Origin of the sequence: Neobacillus niacini (assembly GCF_031457145.1) — a bacterium.
In the GTDB taxonomy this organism is placed as follows: Bacteria; Bacillota; Bacilli; order Bacillales; family Cytobacillaceae; genus Neobacillus; species Neobacillus niacini_J.
This window is the reverse complement of sequence record NZ_JAVDVZ010000006.1, coordinates 66,719-87,859: the sequence shown is the minus strand read 5'-3', so window position 1 is coordinate 87,859 and position 21,141 is coordinate 66,719. Positions and strand designations below refer to the sequence as shown.

The following is a 21,141-nucleotide window of genomic DNA, read 5'->3' as shown; positions in this document are numbered from 1 at the left end:
TGATTTTGATAATCACTTTTACACATTCATTCCGTCCCAAGTCTAACCCCAAGTCTCTTCAAATATTTCCGATAAGCTATGCTCATTCGGTCGCATTTTAATGAGAGTTCTACCTGTAGGTCTAGTGGCAGGTCTTCTGGTTTCTGATTTTCGACGATTGGTTTATCTTGGGCAAAGATCATATTCTGAAAATCAATCATTTCTTGGTCGGTTGTACCTGTTTCATAGTTGACTGACATAATTCCGTACGCAACAGATTTTCCTTCCGCAATTGGCTTAATAATTAGCATGATTGTCATCTTATTGTCTGTATCCGGATCCCGTTTCGTGAATCGGACAGATAATGGTTGAACGATTTCATAGGTGTAATAGACATTTTTAGCGATTCCAGTTCCATCTGGATCTGGCTGAAAAATAGCAATTTCATCTGAGTAAATCCGATTTCCTTCTGTATGAACATCGTAATCGCCAATTTCCGGATGTTCAGGTACTCCAAGAAATCCTTCATGAATAAAGGAAAGATGACTGACATCAAGGAAGTTCTCCACAATTCTTGGCGGGTTTGCATTTACTTCCTGTGGTCCCCATAGGACATTCCGGTAGCTGCTATCCGTAAATTCAGGATAAGCAGGAAATTCAGGGTTGTTATTTTCAAGGTTAATCCAAACAAATCCATACTCTGCTCTGCATGTATATTTAATCGCTCTAGCTTTTAATGGAATTGACCTTCCTTCAGGCAGCTGTGGGATTTTTGTACAAGTCCCCTCTGAATTATATTCCCAGCCATGATAGGGACAAACCAGGTTCCCGTCTTTTACGCATCCTAAAGATAGTGCCGCTCCGCGATGGATACATAGATCCTTAAATGCGTGAATGCCTAGTTCATTTTTGAAAAGAACAATCCTTTCACCTAGAATTATTACCTGTATTGGCTCTTCTTTTACGTCTTCTATTTTACAAGCAATGATCCAATCACTGCGTAAAACGGTGTCATTGATGAACATTTATACATCCCCTTCTATTCAATATATACGTATATTTTATGGAGAAAATGATTTAAAGTCAACCAAAAGACGAACAATAAAATATTTTTACGAAAAATTATTCGTAATATTATATTTACAATTTTCAAATCCTTCATTATAATTCATATATAGTTTTTAATATCCCCATAGTATTAAATTACATCAACGGCATTTTATTAAGTTTTTCATTCGTTTTCTAGATTGTTTTTTACATGAATTTATAATAAGGGAGAATGGTACTGTGTCACAAAAAGAGCAAAATCCGAACATTACAGTAGGAGTAGATGAAAAGATAAGTTGGGGTAAAGCACTTCTGCTTGGTATGCAGCATGTACTTGCAATGGATTTATATATCGCACCGATCATTATTGCAGGGTTACTAGCGTTAGACACTATGAATACTACTTTTTTCATTCAAATGTGTTTCTTGGCTGCAGGTCTTGCAACCCTCATTCAAACTATTGGAGGGCTAAGATTACCAGTTGTTCAGGGTCCTTCGTATGTACCTATCGGTGCACTAGCTGCGATTGGTGGAAAACTTGGAATGGGAGCTGTATTTGGAAGCTTACTTCCAGGAGCTTTATTAATTGCCATCCTTGGCTATCCATTAAAATGGTTTGCAAAAGCCGTTAAAAAGATTATCCCACCTATTGTCGGAGGAACAGTTATTGTAATCGTTGGTATCTCTCTAATGCCTTCCGCATTCAATAGCATTTATTCTTCACCAGGTAATGTAGGTCATAATATATTAATTGCATTTGTTTCCGCTGCTGTCCTAGTTATTTGTATCCTGTTAGGACGTAAGCAGAAAGGGTATGGAACATTTTTCCGACTTATTTCAGTAATTCTAGCGATTGTCGTTGGTACAATAACAGCTTCACTATTTGGTACAGTCGATTTCTCCACTGTAAAACAAGCAGCTTGGTTTTCGCTTCCTAGCTTCTTCCCATTTGGAAAACCTGTATTTGATTTACAAGCCATCCTAACCATGGTGTTTATCTATTTAATTATCTTAATCGAAACTACTGGTACGTGGTTTGTTGTATCTACAGTAACTGGCAGTGAATTAGATGAGAAAAGATTAAACAGGGCTTCCGTAGGTGAAGGAATTGGTTGTTTCGTAGGGTCACTTTTCGGCGGTACTCCAATGACTGGATATTCATCAAATGCTGGTATCATAGCTATTACAGGAGTTGCCAGCAGAATGGCAATCATTAGCGCAGGTGTAATTTTAATCGCTTTAGGGTTAATACCAAAATTATCAGCTATCATTACTTGTGTTCCTCAACCAGTCATTCAAGGAATTTTCGGAGTTGTCTGTGTAGCAATTGTTATGAACGGGATGAAAGTTATTCAGCATGTAGTCATTGATGATCGTAATATGATGGTAATCGGTGTTCCGATTCTATTAACAATAGGTACAATTGTTCTACCAAAAGAAATTCTTTACAGTGTTCCTGACTTTGCTAATTACATTTTATCTTCTGGTACAGCTGTAGGTGCTCTAGCAGTGGTAATTCTAAATCTCGTCATTCCAAAAGAACGGCAAAAAGCTGTTCCAACGAGTGAAGAGTCTCTCACATAAAATCACAAAGGACTGGTGAAATATTCACCAGTCCTTTTCTAATTTTCATCAACTTTTTGGCAATAATATTGATAGCCAAGGTATTGGTAGTTTTGTCTTCTATACATGTCTTTTGGCGTATCCATACCATCTGCAACTAAAAGGATGGTCTTATCTTGAAACGTATCCATTACGAATTTTTGAATTCGGCTTCCAATTCCTCTCTTTTGAAAGGCTTCATCCACTCCTAGATTATCAATTTCCGCTGTATCCTTTGAAATAATTACTTCTACTGCCCCTGCTGGTGTTCCTTGATATAAGGCAAGAATCTGCATAAAATTCGGATCTTTAAAAATTTGCTTGTTTAGCTCTACCTTTTGATTAGCGTAATTACTGCCAAATACGATATCTTGCTGATACTGTAAGTTAAGAAAAACCTTAAGGTTTTTTTCCGTTACCATTTGAACCTCAATATCAGGATGATCTTTAACATCTGGGAATTGATTAGGCTGAATGGTATAGAGTTCAAGAAATCCAATATCATATTCAGCTAGATTTAAATAATTCACTAGCTCTACAGGGACTTCTCCATTTTCTGGAAACTTAAACTTAATGTGCTTTTGTCCATTTTTGAGATGATATTCTCTCAAATATCTTTCAGCTTCTTTAAATTCATCCAGTGATGGTAGGGTTTTGTACTCAATAAAATTACTATCGTATCTTGATAACATCTCTGGAAAATGATAGTGCTTATATAGGTTATTTTCAACTACAACATGACCATGTGTAAAAATATTCTCAAAAGTAATTGGCACGAATGTCATCCCCTTATTCATAAAAACATACTGTCTTTTGAAGTTCTATTTCTTCCATAATTGATAAATTATTTCTGTAAACATTTGATCTAAACTTTTCTTTTTTTGACTTTTTATCCATTCGACCTGGTCAATGGGCAGGTTTAATTTTAAACTAACGTTTTCATTGGGCATTTCTACTTTTCTAATTTCTTCTAGGGTAATTCCCTCTTCAACATTCGGAAACCATGAACTATTATCATCTACTCTATCAAAATCATCGTACTCGCTTATGTCAACGAGATCACAAAATAAATTTAGCTGCGGTAAACCTCCAGACAGAGTTTTTACATGCATAATGGAATTGATCATTCTACCATCTTCTAATTCTATCTCCATAATTAGCGTTTGCTCATTTCTATATCTTCTTACCGTAACCTCACTGACAATCAAATCCAGCTCTAATGTGAATCCTGAACTTGATTCAAAGATGTAGATGACACTATTAAATATATGAATAGTTTCACCATCTATTTTTACTGATTTCACAACAGCCATAAACGACTCCTCCAAAAAACATCACATACACAAAATTATTAATCTAATTTTATACCAAAACAGGAGGTAACTTCAAAAAAACTTATGATATATATGATATTTATTGAAAATACGCTAATTTTATAAAGTTAAAGAAATGTTCACAGCATATTTGAGTCGATTGAGTTAAAATAAAGTCAAATCAATATGTGATGCACTTCACAATTAAGACAGTTAGAGAGGAAATCGTGTTATGTCATTACACACACCAGATAAAATACTTGAAATATCCGTTAAAAATGGAATCAAAAAGACCAGTTACCCGTTACTAACTACTCTTCTATTAGGCTTCCAAGCAGGTGCCTTTATATCTTTAGGATTCCTGTTATATATTCGTGTTACAGCACCGCTATCTGAAGGTTTATCAGGTTTAAGTGCTATTTTAGGTGCTTCTGTTTTCCCTATTGGGCTTATTCTTACCTTAATTGCAGGCGGAGAACTTCTTACTGGTAATATGATGGTAGTTCCGCTGGCAAGGTTTGCAAACAAAATTAATACAAAACTGGTACTTCAAAACTGGTTTCTCATCACGGTGAGTAATTTTCTTGGAGCGATTTTCGTTGCTTACTTTTTTGGACATATTGTAGGTTTAACAGAAACGGGTGTTTACCTGGAAAGCACGGTTCATATTGCGGAACATAAATTAGACGCAACCTTTCTACAAGCATTTGTTTCAGGGATTGGGTGTAATTGGCTTGTCGCTGCCGCTGTGTGGTTATCTTATGGAAGTGAAGATATGATGGGCAAAATTGCGGGAATTTGGTTTCCAACCATGGCCTTTGTAGCAATTGGATTTCAACACGTTGTGGCCAATATGTTTGTGATACCGGCTGCTATTTTTGCAGGACACTTTACATGGATGGATTATGTAAGTAACTTTATCCCTGTATTTTTAGGCAATGCCGTTGGCGGAGCACTTTTTATTGGCATGGCGTATTGGTTTGCCTACAAAAAGAATGAATACACAGTAATTGAAGGAACTAAAAAGACAGGGATCTTAGATAAAAAAATTGGATTATAGTAATTTGAATTGCTATTGAAGACAGCAAAAGAGCCATGGTAAACACGGCTCTTACTTATTTTATTTATTCAAACAAAGGACTAACTGCTCTTTCATTATGAATTCGGTCAATAGCCTCTGCTAGTAATGGGGCTACAGACAGCATCGTAATTTTATTAATTCTTTTTTCTTCAGTCTGCTCAATCGTGTTCGTTATCACTAATTCTTGAATGGCTGATGATTCAATTTTTTCTACAGCAGATTGTGAGAGAACAGCATGAGTACAGCAAGCATAAACCGCCTTTGCCCCATGCTCGACTAATGCATTGGCTGCTAATGTCTGCGTTGTAGCAGTATTAATTAAATCATCAACAATAATCGCATTTTTCCCTTCAATATTCCCAATAATGTTTAATATTTCGGAGACATCCGGTTCAGGGCGACGACGATCTATGAGAGCAATCGGTGCATTTAAAAGATTGGCCATTTTCCTTGCTCTCCCAACCGCACCATTGTGTGGTGCAACAACAACCACATCCTCAAGTCCCTTTTTCTCAAAATACTCGGATAGAGTTGGAATTCCAATTAAATGATCCACTGGAATATCAAAGAAGCCCTGTACCTGAGGTGAATGTAAATCCATCGTCAGTACCCTCGTAGCACCTGATTTTTCTAAAAGGTTCGCAATTAATTTAGCCGTAATAGGCTCTCGAGATCTAGCTTTTCGATCCTGACGCGCATAGCTGTAGTAAGGAATAACAACATTGATCATTTTGGCTGAAGCTCTTTTTAAAGCATCAATCATGATGAGAAGCTCCATGATATGGTCATTATTTGGGTGCGAAGTGGATTGAACGACATAAACGTCGCAGCCGCGAACACTTTCTTCTATATTCACTTGAATTTCTCCATCACTAAATTGGGTGACCGAGCTCTTCCCAACCTCACAGCCTAAATGCTCAGCCATTTCCTTTGCCAAGCTCTGATTTGAATTTAACGCAAACAATTTAAACCCTTTTTTTAGTTGATATGGCACTTTATGTCCCCCATGCTTTGTTTATTTACAAATATTAATTTTTGCTCTTTTTCTTATTTTACATGAAATGATGACTTCAGAACACTTTTAACCACATAGATAAAAAAATATTCACAAACATGGATTAAAAGAATGGTGTCCATTCAATGATACAAGCATATTATGTACTCAATTATTTAACGAAAAACCTCTACTGTTATTGTGCAGGAGGTTTAACAGAACAATGTCAATTAGTTCATTCAAAGATAATAATTGATAATGATTATTAATGTTAATTGTTATTTTTATCTTAGGTGCTAGATTATTTAAATTGTTAAATTGTTGTCAAGAATCTCAATATGGCACATATATTTTGGCAGTATGATTTTTAAGGAGGTCATGAGGAATGATGACATCGAATGGAATGCGTTTAAGAAAGATCCAAAGACTTGCTCATGAAATTATAGATGAGGTGAACATTAGAAATGAGCAAAGACCACCAGAAATCCTAAAGTCAGTTGTGTTCGGTTTGACTTGCTTGATTATCCAATAAAATTTTCCATTTATCTCTATTAAAAACGAAACAAAAAAGATTTATACTCGTAGTAAAGGGATGGAAGGATGTGGGAGCAATGAATAGATACTCGATTGAAGAATTTATCCAACAAACAGAGCAGCAAGATAAAGGCGAAGGTTTTTTTGAATTAGAAACGCCGCGGATGTTGGAAGTAAACTTAGACGGACTGGTTTGGGCCAAAGCTGGTTCGATGGTCGCATATCATGGAGAAATGAAGTTTGTTCGTGAAGGAATACTAGAACATGGTCTCGGAACTGCGTTCAAAAAGGCATTTACAGGAGAAGGCGCCTCCTTAATGAAAGCCAACGGGAAAGGAAAATTATATCTCGCTGATAGTGGGAAGAAAATCATCATCCTAAATTTACAAAACGACGCCATTTATATTAATGGGAATGATCTACTAGCCTTTGAACCTAGTATCAAATGGAAGATAAAATTGATGAAACGAATTGCCGGGATGCTTGCGGGCGGATTATTTAATGTACGCTGTGAGGGAACTGGAATGATTGCTTTTACAGCGCATTATGAGCCAATCACACTGAGGGTATTGCCCGGAAGTCCTGTCATTACCGACCCTAACGCAACCGTCGCCTGGTCTGGTAATCTTATGCCAACATTTCAAACCGATATTACCTTAAAAACATTTTTCGGGAGAGGCAGCGGTGAGTCGATTCAAATGAAATTCGAAGGTGACGGCTTTGTGGTTATCCAGCCTTTTGAAGAGGTCTACATGAAGTCGAAGCAAATTACATAATTTCGAGTCTGAACAGCATAATCAGCCTATGGAAGCTCTAAGCTCTCCGTAGGCTGATAATTTTTACAGGTTGCCTTTTCGGAAACCTTGTTGTTCCAGCATTTTTCCAACATCTTTATAACCATTATTCACATAAAAAGGATCCTTGTAAAAATTAGCCATTCTTTGTGTCCATGTAGAACCACCGCTATTTCTCCCTTTTGTAGCTTCAAGATGGAGATGATTAAATCCTTTGATTTCTTCATGAATATTCTCATTGTAACGTTCTTCATGGAAGATTGCTTCCTTTGGTAAGCGTGGCACCTGGTCAGGTATTTCACACGCATAGCCAATACACAAACCTGAAACAGGAATCACATACTCAGGCAACTCCAGCAGTTCTATAAACTCAAGTGGACTTCTGCGAATGCCGCCAATTGGTACAGTCCCTAATCCTAGAGATTCTGCAGCTGTAATCGCACTTGCTAACGAGATTCCTACATCAACGCTTCCCACGATTAATAAGTCGGGATTTACTTCAGACTTAAAATCGATCCCTTCCATTTCACATGCTACCTTGATACGGTGGAAATCTGCACAAAATACTAGAAAGACTGGTGCCTCGACAATATATTTTTGATTTCCAGCAAGTTCCGCCATCTTCTTCCTTCGCTTTAGATCATTTATCGAGATAATCGTAACATGTTGACCGTTGACCCATGAAGGGGCAGCTTGAGCAGAGCGAATAATTGCATTAAGATCCTCCTTCGAAACCTGACGATCTGAATATTTCCGTATGGATCGATGATTCATCATCGTTTCTACTACTTTATTGGTTGATATTTCATTAGATTTCATATGTACCACCTTTAATTAGAATTTAAATATAGTCATTACCCTAACAAAAAAGTTGCCCTAAAGGAAGAGCAACTCGGTGAAAGGATTTTTTGTAGATGGAACATTTTTCATAGAAATGTTAGTGATGTACTTTAGGACCGCTTACTGCAATATCAAATCCATTCTTTTTATTTGGAATGAATCATACTTCTAATAAATGTCCTTGCAGGATCATTCATAAATCGACGGACTGGATGTAACAAATAGCATTCCTCATTATTATTAACAGCATTTATAAGTTCTCTTCTCCTATATATTGGTATGTCACGCATCCATTTACCAACATTAGCAGGATAAGGTTTTGATTTTACGCCTAGAGTTTTTGAAAGTTGCAAATAACATTTCTTCTAAAGCAAATACATCATCTTCCGTTTGTCTCATAATCCTTTTCATTTCATCCAATTTGTTAAAGGAAAGTAATTGCTTAACGAACTTCCGACTAAAAACTTGTGAATTATTTTTGTCTCATGTTTCGGTAGTCACTTAAAGGTCTTTCTGTATATACATTGTTTACAAAACCCTGGTGCACGTTAACGGCGAGTGCTGGATATAGCTTGATCCCCTAGACAGGCATTATATGTTTATGCAATAAAAAAATATATGACATTACTAATTTGCCAATCTTCGGAAAATAGGTACAAGTTCATGTGGTCAAGTTACCATATGGAACGTTGAAATAAATTCTAGATAAAAACCTTCTTTACTTATCTGTACTGTTTATAACATAGGTATTCATCTCCCTGCCTATATGCTATTCATCAGCGGTTTTAGAATTTCGTTCCGTATAAAAAAGACCAGCAGCAAGGTATCTCTTGCTGCTGGTCTTTGTTTTCTTTATTTTTTATTAAGGATAAAGTCCTTTTCAATTGGTGCTTGTACGGTGGCAATCATGTTGTTAACTGCGCTAAAGAGTGCTTTTACAGAAGAAGTCATGATATCAGCGTCAATCCCGCAGCCCCAATATACGGCACCATCTGTTGCAGTTATACCCACATAAGATACTGCGTTTGATCCGGATCCTATTTCTAGAGCATGCTCCTTATAGACTAAATCTTTATACTGAATACCCAATTGGGTTTGAAGAACGTTGCTGATGGCATCTAGCCTTCCATTCCCAACACCAATAAATTCAAGAACTTCATTATCTATCATAATTGATACAATGGTTTCGTAATGGTCATTTTGGGTGTATCTGTAATTGATAAACTTAACAGGGATATTAATATTCACATATTCTTTTTTGAATATGTCAAAAATTTCATTTGGCATAAGCTCCTTATGCAAACGATCTGATTCATCTTTCACTTTATAACCGAAGTTTTCACGCATCTTGGCAGGTAAATCTAGCCCATAGTTTTGTTCCAAAATATAACCAATTCCCCCTTTACCGGATTGGCTATTAATACGGATGATGTCTCCTTCATACTCTCTGCCAATATCCATTGGGTCAATCAATAGATAAGGTACTGACCAATACTGACGCTCCTCTTCCTCACGCCATTTCATCCCCTTGGCAATGGCATCTTGGTGGGAGCCAGAGAATGCAGTAAAGACAAGTTCGCCACTATATGGATGTCTTTCATGAACCCTCATCCTTGTTAATTTTTCATACTTTGAAATAATCTCACGGATATTTTCAAAATTAAGCTGTGGGTTTATCCCATGTGAATACATGTTTATTGCGAGCGTTACGATGTCTACATTACCCGTTCTTTCTCCATTTCCAAACAGAGTTCCTTCGACCCTTTGTGCACCCGCTAGCATTCCAAGTTCTGCATCAGCAACTCCTGTTCCTCTGTCATTATGCGGGTGGAGTGACAGGATGACATTGTCCCGGTAATTTAGATGATCACTCATAAATTCAATCTGGCTTGCGTAGACGTGGGGCATGGACATTGAAACGGTAGCTGGAAGGTTAATAATTACCTTGTTCTCAGGAGTTGGCTGCCAAATATCAAGTACCCGGTTACATATATCAAGAGCAAACTCCATCTCTGTACCTGTAAAGCTTTCAGGTGAATACTGAAACTGGAAGTTCCCCTCCGTCTCTTCTGCATATTTTTTTAGCAACTTTGCACCGCTTACCGCAATATCGATGATTTCTGCATCAGACATTTTAAATACCTGCTCACGCTGTGCCACGGAGGTAGAATTATATAGGTGCACCACTGCTTTGTTCACACCTCGAAGCGCTTCAAATGTTTTTTCTATAATATGATCTCTCGACTGCGTTAACACTTGCACCGTTACGTCCTCTGGAATTAAATTCTGTTCAATCAAGGTCCGTAGAAAGGTATATTCTGTCTCCGATGAAGCAGGAAAACCAACTTCTATTTCCTTGAAACCTACTTCCAAAAGCAACTGAAAGTATTCTAATTTTTCTTCTAGGTTCATCGGGACGACTAATGCTTGATTTCCATCTCGTAAATCGACACTGCACCAAGTAGGGGCCTCCGTTATGTATTCTTTCTCTGTCCATTTCAAACTTTTGACTGGGGGCATAAAATATCCTCGGGAATACTTTTCAATATTTCTCATACTAATAACCACCTTTTCATTTGAGTGTCAAAAAAAATAAAAAAAGCCTATCATCTCATAAGAGACGATAGGCTTTACCTTCGTGGTACCACTCTTTTTGATTCGAATTTAAACAGACGAATCCACTTTGAGACTTGATGACGGTGGTCAACCGTTAAGACCTACATATCAGCCTTACCACTCCTGGGCGAGTTGGGGAATTTATTGACTGTCTTTCACCAGCCGACAGCTCTCTTAGCAATAAATATTCCTTAATACTCCCAATCATTGTGTTTTAACTAAATCTGAATTTTCCAATTTTTATTAGTTTATACTAGATTTATAAAATAATCAAGACCTTATGTTTCAATTTCACTTCATAATAATATTTTCTCTTTCATCTATTATTACTCCTTTTTTTGTCATTAATGTACATTCCTCAGAAATTATTGTTTTCATTGGAACATATCTTCTACGGTTAATTTAAGAAAAATTTAATGTATATTTTAGAATCCTTTTATATTTTCCTATTAGACTAGGTTTGTAGAGAAATTTAATCATCATTAAAAGGAGCATATTCAAATGACACACGCACACTTAACCTCACTGGTATTGGCGCTATTTTTTCTAATCATTATTGTTGTTCTCCAAAACAAAGGGAAAAATATTAAAATATGGCATATGGTTTTGCGTGCTACATATATACTAGTCATCGTTACAGGATGTATGCTATTCTTTTCTGCCTATTCTATTCCCCTATCCTATTATCTCAAGGCGATACTTGGCATTATTATGATTGGTCTATTTGAAATGGTCATCGTCCGGAAACAAAAAGGAAAAACAACAGACCTACTATGGATTGCCTTTTCTATCGTCTTTGTCATCCTGTTTGTTCTTGGATTTACACTCCCAATGGGATTTGATTTAATAAAATAAAAAGAAGTGTTTCATGGTGCCTGTCACCGATGAAACACTTCTTTTTAGAATCTTTCTCGGTTGGTGTTGATACCGCTGAAACACTCCTTAAATTGCTTAAATTTATAGGTTATTTTTGTTTACATAATATTATTATATAAAACCGAATGGTAAGTTCATTTCATAACCTTCAACTACTATAATTTTGCCTGTACCGACTGTAACTTTCTCTCCATTGTATTTTCTTTGTCACGGCGGTCATCAATTCGAATGTTCGTACATACTCTCTGCAGGCCTTTTTGAAAAGGTACTTCATGGAGTTCGTGAACAATCTCCAGTAATAATTTCAAATCTCCTTCAATTAAAGTACTCATTGGGGTTAACTGATATTTAACCTTCCCTTCATACTGTCGAAGAACTTTTTGTATTTCAACTACATACTCACTTACACTAGGTGTGCCTGTCCCAACCGGAATAACAGTTATATCAACAATGGCCATTCTTCTACCTCCTACTTTAATCATCTCTTCACTAGAATATCATAAAATAGACGAGACAAAAAATTACTACGGTTTATAGATATCTGTTCTCAGGAAAAAAGGCAACCTTTTTCCTAAGTTTAATAGGAATTAAGGTTGCCTTTGTTTGTTGCTTGGTATTTTTGATATTTAATTTACCGCTTCTGACAGAATATCGATTGCCATCCCTCTTGTTCATTTTCTTCGAAATAAAGTACCTTCCAATCTCTAAATTCATCTAACAACTCATTCGACCGCAGTTTATATTGTTCTGATATCCCCTGGCCCACAGTCTCAGGTGATTGATAGTAGGTTTCCATGAAAAAATACCCGCCCTCTTTAATGCTGCTCTTTACAACCGGAAATAATGCGCGATCAAGGTAATAGGTAATGACCATTACGTTATATGCATTCAGCCAATTTTGAGCATTCACATTGGTAAGGTCTGCTACCTGCGGCTGAATAGCAAGATTATCTTTAGATGCCTGCTCTTGAATATAGTTGATCGCGACATCAGATATATCCATTGCCTCAACCTGATAATCACTTTGGGCAAGAAACATACTGTTACCGCCAAGACCACATGCGATATCAAGCGCAGTGCCTCCTTCCTTAAAATATGCAGCCAGTTTTTTTAACCTTGGATTTGGTTCAGGTTCCTCAAGCTGGGTAATCCGATCAAGATGTTTGATATTCCATTTATCTCTTGTATTCATTCTTCTAGCTCTCCTTATTTATGTATTAATAGTAATAGATTACCTGCAAAATTATTTTCAGACAAGTTACTAGATCGAATGTTTACATATTAATAGTATTTTTCAAACGCTATCATTCTACTTGTCTCTGATAGGAGAAACTTCGTTTGCTGCCCTCACCAATAATGAGGTATTAAATACAATAATTCTGACATCAATGTATGCTTTTTTCCATACTATATTTTGGGGTGAAAATATGCCAAGAATAAATTACAGAAGTTCAGACGTTGACTTAATGGCAAGGATGATGCGAGCAGAAGCCGAAGGTGAAGGAAAACAGGGAATGTTAATGGTTGGAAATGTCATTGTTAATCGTGTTAAAGCAGAGTGTTTAGACTTTAAAGATGTAAGAAACGTTAACGATGTCGTTTTTCAAGTACAAGGAGGAAATTTTTCTTTTGAAGCTGTTCAAAAGGGGAATGTATTTTATCAACGAGCGAGATCTGCTGAAAAAAGATTAGCAAAACAGAATTTGGATTATTGGAGAGAACACCCATCTAAATATTCCCTTTGGTATTTTAATCCGCATGCTCCATGCCCTCCAACATGGTACGGTCAACCTCATTCCGGTCAATTTAAACAGCATTGTTATTATGAACCAAAAGCTGGAACATGTGATAGTGTTTATAAGGGAGCTTAAGCTTACTCTTTGAGTAAGCATTTTTTGCGTCGGGCAAACGCACAAAGAAGCCGCCAAAGTGGCAGCTGGAATTACTATTTCTAATTCACATAATTTAAAATTCCATACACAAATTGCTCAATGCTCCGAAATCATATGTCTGATTAAGTACCAATGGTTTCTTATTTTCATCCCCACTCCCCAACGCAAGAAAGAGCGGAACAAAGTGTTCTGGTCTTGGTACGGCTAACCGCGCATGTGGAGCTAATTGAAGGTATTGATCTAAAGAATCTATATCCCTTTTTTTCACATACTCAATAATCCAATTATCAAATTCTACTGCTTCTTTAACAGGTTCAGTGGCTTCCGGGAAAAACCAATTAAAATTATGAACAGTTGTTCCACTTCCAATTACCAGAATATCCTCATCCCCAAGTCCTTGTAACGCCTGACCAATATGGTATTGTGCTTTAGGCGTCAAGAAAGGATGAACGGATAATTGAATGACTGGAATGTCGGCCTTCGGAAACATATGGCGCAGTGCTACCCATGAACCGTGGTCCAAACCTCTTTTTTCTTCTCTTTTTGTTTTAATCCCTAAATTCTTAAATCGTTCCTCAAGAATCTTGGCGATTCTAGTTGAACCTCTAGCGGGGTATTTGATTTGATACATTTCTTCTGGAAAACCGTAATAGTCATAAACGGTTTCAAGTACATCGTCTGTATACGTTAATGAGAGAATTTCACTTTCCCAGTGAGCACTAAATATAACAATGGCTTTTGGGTTATAACGTTTGCCCAATTGTGATAAAAAATTGGAATACTCATTTTGTTGTACAGCTAAATATGGTGATCCATGGCCAATGAATAAAGATGGTACCATCTTCGACTCCTCCTAAAAGCGTCCGATTGCGACAAATAGTGCTAATGCTAATAATATAATATTCATCCCGATTGCTTGATTTTCCTTCCTCTTGATATGAAACCCAGCAGCCAAGATCATGATAATCGCAATTCCAATCGCTGCAATCGGTGTTAAGATAGGTGCGATTCCTAATGCATAAGGTAAAATCAAACCAATTGCTCCAAGTACTTCCGCCAGTCCAATAAAAACAACCAAGCCCTTTGAGGATTCTTGTACCCAAGGCATGCTTGTTTTCGCTTTTTCATAAGAAAAGGCTTTTGTAGAACCTGCAAATAAAAACATTAATCCCAAAATAATTTGAACAGCCCATAACGCAATATTCATGTCTCAATCTCTCCTTTTATACCGTTTTTGTTGTTACTGCCATTTTTCTTTGACCCAAAAACAAAGCGACGGCTAAAATCAAAAGAATGAAAGGTGTCATAGCAACAGCAAAACCTTGTCCAGCCTGGATATGAGTGAATACTGCACCCGCCATCACTACTGTTAAGACTCCACTAAAAATCGGTACTAAATTTTTCTTCCAATACCCTATGAGTAATCCAATGGCAGAAATGACCTCAATGGCTCCCACCACAAACATAAACCCTGTTCCATACCCATACACATCATTAAATGCCTCAACTTGCATTGGATTCGCACTCAATTTCATAAAACCAAATAATAAATACCCTACTACCAATAATCCTTGTATGACACGAACTGTCCACTTCATTGTAACAATTCCTCCTTGTTAAAATTTTCCTCTCACTGATATAATAAGCACTAAGGAGTAATTTTAGAAGTAGGCACATTAATGTGTCATAGTATCAAAAAGGAAACCATAAGGGGGAAAAGGAATTGTCTAATGATTGCAAAGTGGAAACCGCTCTCGATATACTCGTAGGAAAATGGAAACCTGTTATTCTTTACCATATTTTATCGAATGGAATATTACGTTTTAGCGAACTGCAACGATTGATACCGGATATAACCAAAAAAATGCTGACATCCCAGCTAAGGGAGTTAGAGTATCATGATATTATCAATCGTAAAATTTATGCACAAATTCCTCCAAAAGTTGAATATTCCATGACGGAATATGGAAAAGGACTCATGCCACTTCTAGAGTCTATGCACAATTGGGGTTTGGCACACATCGAACACTTAAATGAGATTTACGGGGAAGAAGAAGCAAAATAGCATCAAAAAAGAGCTGATTTCAGCTCTTTTTTATACTCCAAGATATCTTGAATAATCTATGACTATTTAGAAGTAAAATTAATGCCGTTCGTTATATATGGAATTGCTGATTTTATAAAATCCTCTGGAGCTATTGTCTTACTATTTCTTCTCCATTCTACAGAAGCCCCATAGATTCCCCAACTCAATATGACTGCCGCAACCCTGAGCGCTTTCTCATCATCCGTTGAATGCTGTTTTACCAACATTTTGTAAAAGATTAATTCAAGCTGTTCCTTAATGATGCGAGCAATGGTATCTTCGTATCCCCGATGGCATCGATTCGATAAAGATTTTTGGAAATTCGTAATTGCTTTAAAGATACTAACGAACGCTTCTTCATTTATTTCGCTATTTTCGTAGACACTGTAATCTAAATTAATTAACAATACCTCTGATAACACTTTTTCTAATAAGTCGTATATATCTTGAAAATGATAATAAAAAGTGGCACGATTAATCACTGCCTCTGTTGTAATATCCTTAACCGTTATATCCTTAAACTCCTTTTTTTCCGAAAGTTCAATAAAAGAATCCATGATTAATTTACGGGTACGAAGAACTCGGGGATCAGTCTTTGTTTCACTCATATCAAAATTCCCTCCGACTTTTTAAACAAATATGCAAATGTGTTGGATAAACGACATATCCAATGAACTATTGGTATTGATTGTTTTCAATATGGATTAAAATACAATTGTGAAGCAAATAAGTCCTTTTACTGCAACTGATAATCATTGTATCAAAACATGAAATAAACTTCTTAAAAATTGTCTCAAGAAAGTGAGGAAATATTAATGACGAACAAGAATAATTTGATGTGCGATTTAGAAACAGGTGTGTGTGGTGTAGTTGGTGAGGAAGAAATGGAGCTAATAGATTTAAATCCACCAAAGAAAAAAATTGAACTTTATTATGTTACCGACCCAATCTGTTCCCATTGCTGGGCGCTAGAACCTACCCTTCGCCGTTTTGAAAAACAGTACGGCCATTATTTCAATTTCCATACCGTAATGGGTGGCTTGCTGGAAAAATGGGGTGACGGGCCAGTTGATCCTGCCAACGGAATCTTCGGACCGGCGGACGTCGCAGGTCATTGGAGAGAAGTCGGGGAATATTCGCGCATGCCAATCGATGGATCACTGATGATTGACAATCCTGTTCAGTCATCCTTCCCTCCCTCTCGCGTGTATAAAGTGATTCAAAAACATCATAATGATGAAAAAGCATTTGAATATTTACGCCGTGCTAGAGAAGCCCTATTTGCCTTTAATCAAAATATTGCCGAGAAATCCGTTATGATTGAAATCGTGAACAGTCTAGGACTTAATGGAGAAGCGATTGTAAAAAAAGCGGAAGAGCAAACCGGACATCAATTATTAAATGAAGACTTCTCACTTGCAAGAAAACTAGGCGTAAGAGGTTTTCCAACTATTATTATGGTGAATGAAGAAAACAAGGGTGTAAAAATTGTCGGCAGCCGCCCGTTAGAAAACTATATTAACGGATTATCTCAAGTTTTAAATGGAGAAGAACCGAAACCAAACCAACAACCTTCTCTAGCTGACTTGCTAGCTACAGAAAAACTCCTATTCTCAAAAGAAATAGAAACCATGTATGATGTGGAACAATCTGAGCTCCAATCTTTTGTTGAAAAAGAATTGACCCCAGGTATTTTTGAAGAAAAAGAAGTGCTAGGTGAAAAATATTTTGTAAAAAAATAAATCAGCTCATCAAGAACCTCTAAAAAAATCTGTAAAATCTTGAAAAAGACATTACAGATTTTTTTATTTATCGCAAGAAAATGGCGCTGCAATAATTAATACATTACTAATGCCTGGTGTTACACAAACTCAATGCAGCTGCCACTGTTGAACAAAGTGTTTTATCCATTATTTACTTTCGTTGAACGTTCTGACAGCCATGGATCAATTGCAAAGGCAAACTGACCGGTTAAGCACAATGATACATGCCCTGCTTCCTCATGCTGATAGGTTTTATCTTCACTTGAAATAAGGTCCATAACAGGCAGGCTTTGGGATTCTAACACTAATTCATCCCTAGTGGATGATATGACCAATGTACTGCACTTAATGTTAGATAAGTCTACCTTCTGACCGCCAATCTTCATTTCACCTTTGACAAGCTTGTTATCTTTGTATAATTCATTGAACATTTGCTTAAATGCTGCCCCTGAAAAGGTAACGGCGTCTTTCATCCATTTGTCCATTCTCCGCCACTTATCTACATATTTTTGATCATGTGCGCGTGTGACCAAGTTTATCGTTGGGCCGATATTAAATCCTTGCAATGCCATAAAAATCGCAGATAAAAACTCGGATGGGATTACTTCGTATGCATCTGCGAACCTGTCAAAATTAAGTGTCCCGTTTTGGATGGCTTTCACCCATTTATCAGGAACAATGACATCACTGTAATCAATTGGAACTGCAGCCAAAACAAGATTTTTGATGGGCAGATCCGTTAATGAGGTTAGAATAGCAGATAGTGTTCCACCAATACAGTATCCTACCAAAGATATTTCTTTTGCACCTGAATGTCTTAATGCCCGTTTTACCGCAACTTCCAGATAGTCAATAATGTAGTTATCTAAAGTGAGGTCCTTGTCTTCCAACCCTGGAGAACCCCAATCTAGCAAATAGACATCGTATCCTTGTTTTGTAAGGTTTCCAATGACACTTGCTTCCTCAGAGATATCTAGGATGTACGATTTATTTAATAATGAATAAACCAAGAATAAGGGTGTGTTATATTTCTTTTCTGAAGCAGGGTGATACCACAAAACAGATTTATTTTTTTTCCAGACGGCTTTTCTAGGTGTAGATTCAATATTAGGCTTGGGTTCACTTAAAACTTTATAAATCGTATTCCACCGCTGCTTCTCCGTTTCAAGATTGAGAACAGGGATATTTAAGAGTGATTTAACCGCCATCATTTATTCCACCTTCACCTTTATTTGGCTGTCAGAACGGGTTCTTTTTTACCTTCCTGCAATAGCTTTTTCATTTCTTCGAACTCATTTTTCATTTCAGAAAATTTAGCAAGCTCCTGTGTTACTTTTTGCCATTCCGAATGGACAAGTTTTGTGAATTCCATTATTTCTCCAAGCATTTTGTTTTGTTCTTCCGTTGCTAAAGCAAAACTTTCTTGTAAATTCCAGATTTGCTCTTCCAGAATATCTATTTTTTCTTCAGCTTGGATGGTTTGTTTGACCGCATTTGCTACATCCATTTTTGTGGGTAGATTCAAATAATTAGCCATTAGTTCTCGGTTTCTCTTTAATGTCTCTATGTATCTAGAATTCGCCTCAATGCCAAGCTTAGTTATTTGGATTAACGGATTGTTATCAATCGATTGAAATAACAAACCATTTAATCTCTTTTCCCACATCCCACTTATTTGTCTTAATGAATTGTAAGGATTATTTTCGGACATGCCCTTCACCTCAGATAAAATATTAGTATTCTCCAATTCATGGTTTTCAGTTGGTTCTTCGCCACTCCTTTCGAGTGAATGAACAATCATTCATTCCTTATTACCTGTATTTTACATTGAAAAATAAGAGCTTACAATAGGTCAATTTGAAGATTCTGAAAACAAACGCAAAAAATTTTATATTGTAGGTTTTTCAACGATTTACGCTGAATATCTTCCTGATAAATTCACCGATTTCTCTCGTAGCCTTTTTCGCTTCAGGTAATCTGTTGCTTATTTGCCAAACATGCCACATACCTTCCCAAATTTTGAAATGGACCTCCACCCCTTCATGACAAGCTTTTTTAGCTAGCATTTGGGCATCGCTTAACAAAATTTCAATACCTCCTGCCTGGATAAACATTGGTGGAAATCCATAAAATTCAGCAAAAACTGGAGAAATTAGGTAGTTGTCAAGTGACTCACCTGCAGCATACTGTTGAGCAGTTTTTCGAACAAGATTAGACCTCAAATACGGATCTTTTTCGCTGTTTTCCCTGAAACTTTCTCCAGAGCTTGTTAGATCTACCCAAGGGGATAAACATACTAGTGCCGCTGGAAGTGGTTCATATTGTTCCCTAAGCACGAGCGTGGCTGCCACCGATAATCCCCCTCCTGCAGAATCACCTGCAAAGATGATATTGGAAGATTGATAACCTTGCATTAAAAGCCATCGATAGATTGTGAGAGTATCTTCTATTGCTGCAGGAAATGGGTGCTCAGGTGCAAGTCGATATTCAGGGAGGAGGACTTTTACACCTGCTTCAATCATAATTCTTGCAGCCAACGATCGATGGGTATCCGCTGAGCAATATCCATATCCCCCTCCGTGCAAATAAAGAATCACTTTACCTTCCTCTGTCTGATTGTTTGAGATCCACTCAGCGTAAATTCCTTCAATTTGGATCGAATCAATCTTACAGTTTTTCGGCAACCTGGCGAATTTCCGGGCAAAGGTATCAATCATCTGCCTACTTTCTCCAATATCCTTTTCTTCCAAGTTAAGTTTTTTTGAACCTACTTTAATACCTTTTTTTATAAAATAACTAGTTACACTTGGCAAAACAGTCTCCCCTTTGTGTTTTTAAATCACAAGCATGAATGATTACTGAGTGAGCATATAACAAATTATTTTGGGTATTTCCTTATACCTAATTTTACCAAAATCTATTTTCGAGTGAATATGCACTTTTGACAATTTTTCGGCAGATTCACAAAGTCTGAAGTGGCAAGTAAAATAAAGAAGCCACCACTTTTAATCCTGCTATTCCATTACAATCTCAATGTCATCGGCAGTAGGTTCTTCATTTGAGTAGGCAATCCAATACTTATATTCCATAGAAAAATCATTCGTAAAATGTTCTACGTATGTTACAGCTTTTGCTGACTCACCAAATACTTTTATTTCTTTTATTTTTGTATTATTCAATGGCATGTGAATCGTAACCGAAGGTCCTTCATCTCTGCCAAATATGATAGCCGTATCAATTGACATGGTACGGTCATCTGGACCTGCCACCCATTCTAAATTTCCATTATTATTCTCTAAAATAACTAAATCTGGATTATGAGTGTTGCTAAATGCATGTTGGTTTTTAAAAATCACGTAAACAAAATTATCTTTAATATCATAATCAATTATTTCTTTATTCTTTAATTTGTTTTCTGACATAACATGGGTGATTTGTTCTTCTAATGATAAACTTTCCGTTTTCTTTACATCTTTATCCTCTTTGGAACAACCAAACAAAACAAGGGTTAGCGTAAAAATAATAAATAATTTTTTCAAAATATCACCTCTCCTTACTGGTTATACGACATCACTGATGCTCCACATGCATAAATGCAGTGGGTTCATAACTTCCTAGTCTTCTCCTATTCGTACACACACTTTTCTTCGGGAAGAAAACGGCTTTGGAAACAGGAACTGGAACTAGTTCTGTTCGAACATTCGTAGTCAAAGCAACCTCTGTT

At 36.7% G+C, this 21,141-nt stretch carries 24 protein-coding genes and 1 other annotated feature; of the genes, 8 read left to right on the top strand and 16 right to left on the bottom strand.

What is annotated here, in order from left to right; genetic code table 11:
- Positions 1–26: 26 nt before the first annotated feature.
- Positions 27–1,004, bottom strand: a complete 978-nt coding sequence (locus tag J2Y03_RS15905; protein ID WP_310195656.1) for an aromatic ring-hydroxylating dioxygenase subunit alpha — start codon at positions 1,002–1,004, stop codon at positions 27–29.
- A gap of 262 nt (positions 1,005–1,266) precedes the next feature.
- On the opposite strand from J2Y03_RS15905, the gene J2Y03_RS15900 reads away from it, so the two are divergent.
- Positions 1,267–2,610, top strand: a complete 1,344-nt coding sequence (locus tag J2Y03_RS15900) for a uracil-xanthine permease family protein (RefSeq protein WP_310195655.1) — start codon at positions 1,267–1,269, stop codon at positions 2,608–2,610.
- 38 nt (positions 2,611–2,648) lie between these two features.
- Here the strand turns inward: J2Y03_RS15900 and J2Y03_RS15895 are convergent, their stop codons facing one another.
- Both J2Y03_RS15895 and J2Y03_RS15890 read right to left on the bottom strand, forming a co-directional pair.
- Positions 2,649–3,404, bottom strand: a complete 756-nt coding sequence (locus J2Y03_RS15895) for a GNAT family N-acetyltransferase (protein ID WP_310195653.1) — start codon at positions 3,402–3,404, stop codon at positions 2,649–2,651.
- 45 nt (positions 3,405–3,449) lie between these two features.
- Positions 3,450–3,941, bottom strand: a complete 492-nt coding sequence (locus J2Y03_RS15890) for a hypothetical protein (protein ID WP_310195652.1) — start codon at positions 3,939–3,941, stop codon at positions 3,450–3,452.
- Between the two features lie 232 nt (positions 3,942–4,173).
- On the opposite strand from J2Y03_RS15890, the gene J2Y03_RS15885 reads away from it, so the two are divergent.
- Positions 4,174–5,001, top strand: a complete 828-nt coding sequence (locus J2Y03_RS15885; RefSeq protein ID WP_310195650.1) for a formate/nitrite transporter family protein — start codon at positions 4,174–4,176, stop codon at positions 4,999–5,001.
- A gap of 64 nt (positions 5,002–5,065) precedes the next feature.
- Here the strand turns inward: J2Y03_RS15885 and J2Y03_RS15880 are convergent, their stop codons facing one another.
- Entirely contained in the window at positions 5,066–6,016 is a 951-nt protein-coding gene (locus J2Y03_RS15880; RefSeq protein ID WP_310195649.1) for a ribose-phosphate diphosphokinase, read from the bottom strand.
- Between the two features lie 385 nt (positions 6,017–6,401).
- Between J2Y03_RS15880 and J2Y03_RS15875 the strand changes: the two genes are divergently transcribed.
- Together J2Y03_RS15875 and J2Y03_RS15870 are read left to right on the top strand one after the other, a co-directional pair.
- On the top strand, positions 6,402–6,548 hold the full coding sequence (locus tag J2Y03_RS15875) for a hypothetical protein (protein ID WP_310195648.1): 147 nt from the start codon (positions 6,402–6,404) through the stop codon (positions 6,546–6,548).
- Between the two features lie 79 nt (positions 6,549–6,627).
- Positions 6,628–7,326, top strand: coding sequence for an AIM24 family protein (locus J2Y03_RS15870; RefSeq protein ID WP_310195958.1), 699 nt, complete (start codon positions 6,628–6,630; stop codon positions 7,324–7,326).
- 63 nt (positions 7,327–7,389) lie between these two features.
- Here J2Y03_RS15870 and J2Y03_RS15865 read toward each other — a convergent pair whose 3' ends face one another.
- Positions 7,390–8,163 (bottom strand): NADPH-dependent oxidoreductase, encoded by a 774-nt coding sequence (locus J2Y03_RS15865; RefSeq protein ID WP_310195647.1) that lies wholly within the window; start codon positions 8,161–8,163, stop codon positions 7,390–7,392.
- An 873-nt stretch (positions 8,164–9,036) separates the two neighbouring features.
- Positions 9,037–10,740, bottom strand: a complete 1,704-nt coding sequence (locus J2Y03_RS15860; protein ID WP_310195646.1) for a 2-isopropylmalate synthase — start codon at positions 10,738–10,740, stop codon at positions 9,037–9,039.
- A gap of 57 nt (positions 10,741–10,797) precedes the next feature.
- Positions 10,798–11,017: a binding site (T-box leader), on the bottom strand.
- Between the two features lie 284 nt (positions 11,018–11,301).
- Here J2Y03_RS15860 and J2Y03_RS15855 point away from each other — a divergent pair.
- Positions 11,302–11,655, top strand: a complete 354-nt coding sequence (locus tag J2Y03_RS15855) for a YisL family protein (protein ID WP_310195645.1) — start codon at positions 11,302–11,304, stop codon at positions 11,653–11,655.
- 176 nt (positions 11,656–11,831) lie between these two features.
- Here J2Y03_RS15855 and J2Y03_RS15850 read toward each other — a convergent pair whose 3' ends face one another.
- Both J2Y03_RS15850 and J2Y03_RS15845 read right to left on the bottom strand, forming a co-directional pair.
- Positions 11,832–12,134 carry an MTH1187 family thiamine-binding protein gene (locus J2Y03_RS15850; RefSeq protein ID WP_132086942.1) on the bottom strand — a complete coding sequence of 101 codons (303 nt, stop codon included), beginning with the start codon at positions 12,132–12,134 and terminating at the stop codon, positions 11,832–11,834.
- A 173-nt stretch (positions 12,135–12,307) separates the two neighbouring features.
- The gene (locus tag J2Y03_RS15845; protein ID WP_310195643.1) at positions 12,308–12,868 is read right to left on the bottom strand and encodes a class I SAM-dependent methyltransferase; all 561 of its coding nucleotides are present in this window, start codon (positions 12,866–12,868) and stop codon (positions 12,308–12,310) included.
- A 235-nt stretch (positions 12,869–13,103) separates the two neighbouring features.
- On the opposite strand from J2Y03_RS15845, the gene J2Y03_RS15840 reads away from it, so the two are divergent.
- Positions 13,104–13,547: a cell wall hydrolase gene (locus tag J2Y03_RS15840; RefSeq protein WP_132086946.1), complete on the top strand. Its 444-nt coding sequence runs from the start codon at positions 13,104–13,106 to the stop codon at positions 13,545–13,547.
- A 94-nt stretch (positions 13,548–13,641) separates the two neighbouring features.
- Here J2Y03_RS15840 and J2Y03_RS15835 read toward each other — a convergent pair whose 3' ends face one another.
- From J2Y03_RS15835 to J2Y03_RS15825, 3 genes are read right to left on the bottom strand one after another with little or no spacing between them, the layout of a single operon-like run.
- Positions 13,642–14,409: a dioxygenase family protein gene (locus tag J2Y03_RS15835; RefSeq protein WP_310195642.1), complete on the bottom strand. Its 768-nt coding sequence runs from the start codon at positions 14,407–14,409 to the stop codon at positions 13,642–13,644.
- A gap of 12 nt (positions 14,410–14,421) precedes the next feature.
- Positions 14,422–14,775 carry a DoxX family protein gene (locus J2Y03_RS15830; RefSeq protein WP_310195641.1) on the bottom strand — a complete coding sequence of 118 codons (354 nt, stop codon included), beginning with the start codon at positions 14,773–14,775 and terminating at the stop codon, positions 14,422–14,424.
- A gap of 16 nt (positions 14,776–14,791) precedes the next feature.
- Positions 14,792–15,166, bottom strand: coding sequence for a DoxX family protein (locus tag J2Y03_RS15825; RefSeq protein WP_132086951.1), 375 nt, complete (start codon positions 15,164–15,166; stop codon positions 14,792–14,794).
- Positions 15,167–15,291: 125 nt separating this feature from the next.
- Between J2Y03_RS15825 and J2Y03_RS15820 the strand changes: the two genes are divergently transcribed.
- Complete coding sequence (locus J2Y03_RS15820; RefSeq protein WP_310195640.1) at positions 15,292–15,633, top strand: winged helix-turn-helix transcriptional regulator; 342 nt, start codon at positions 15,292–15,294, stop codon at positions 15,631–15,633.
- 62 nt (positions 15,634–15,695) lie between these two features.
- Here J2Y03_RS15820 and J2Y03_RS15815 read toward each other — a convergent pair whose 3' ends face one another.
- Positions 15,696–16,262, bottom strand: a complete 567-nt coding sequence (locus tag J2Y03_RS15815) for a TetR/AcrR family transcriptional regulator (RefSeq protein WP_310195638.1) — start codon at positions 16,260–16,262, stop codon at positions 15,696–15,698.
- Positions 16,263–16,469: 207 nt separating this feature from the next.
- Between J2Y03_RS15815 and J2Y03_RS15810 the strand changes: the two genes are divergently transcribed.
- Positions 16,470–17,396 (top strand): DsbA family protein, encoded by a 927-nt coding sequence (locus J2Y03_RS15810; protein WP_310195636.1) that lies wholly within the window; start codon positions 16,470–16,472, stop codon positions 17,394–17,396.
- Between the two features lie 161 nt (positions 17,397–17,557).
- On the opposite strand, the gene J2Y03_RS15805 is transcribed toward J2Y03_RS15810, so the two are convergent.
- The 4 genes from J2Y03_RS15805 to J2Y03_RS15790 form a co-directional block, all read right to left on the bottom strand.
- The gene (locus tag J2Y03_RS15805; RefSeq protein ID WP_310195635.1) at positions 17,558–18,625 is read right to left on the bottom strand and encodes an alpha/beta fold hydrolase; all 1,068 of its coding nucleotides are present in this window, start codon (positions 18,623–18,625) and stop codon (positions 17,558–17,560) included.
- A 20-nt stretch (positions 18,626–18,645) separates the two neighbouring features.
- Entirely contained in the window at positions 18,646–19,218 is a 573-nt protein-coding gene (locus tag J2Y03_RS15800) for a polyhydroxyalkanoate biosynthesis repressor PhaR (protein WP_310195634.1), read from the bottom strand.
- 103 nt (positions 19,219–19,321) lie between these two features.
- Positions 19,322–20,230: an alpha/beta hydrolase gene (locus tag J2Y03_RS15795; RefSeq protein WP_310195632.1), complete on the bottom strand. Its 909-nt coding sequence runs from the start codon at positions 20,228–20,230 to the stop codon at positions 19,322–19,324.
- Positions 20,231–20,431: 201 nt separating this feature from the next.
- Positions 20,432–20,956, bottom strand: coding sequence for a hypothetical protein (locus J2Y03_RS15790; protein ID WP_310195630.1), 525 nt, complete (start codon positions 20,954–20,956; stop codon positions 20,432–20,434).
- Positions 20,957–21,141: the final 185 nt, after the last annotated feature.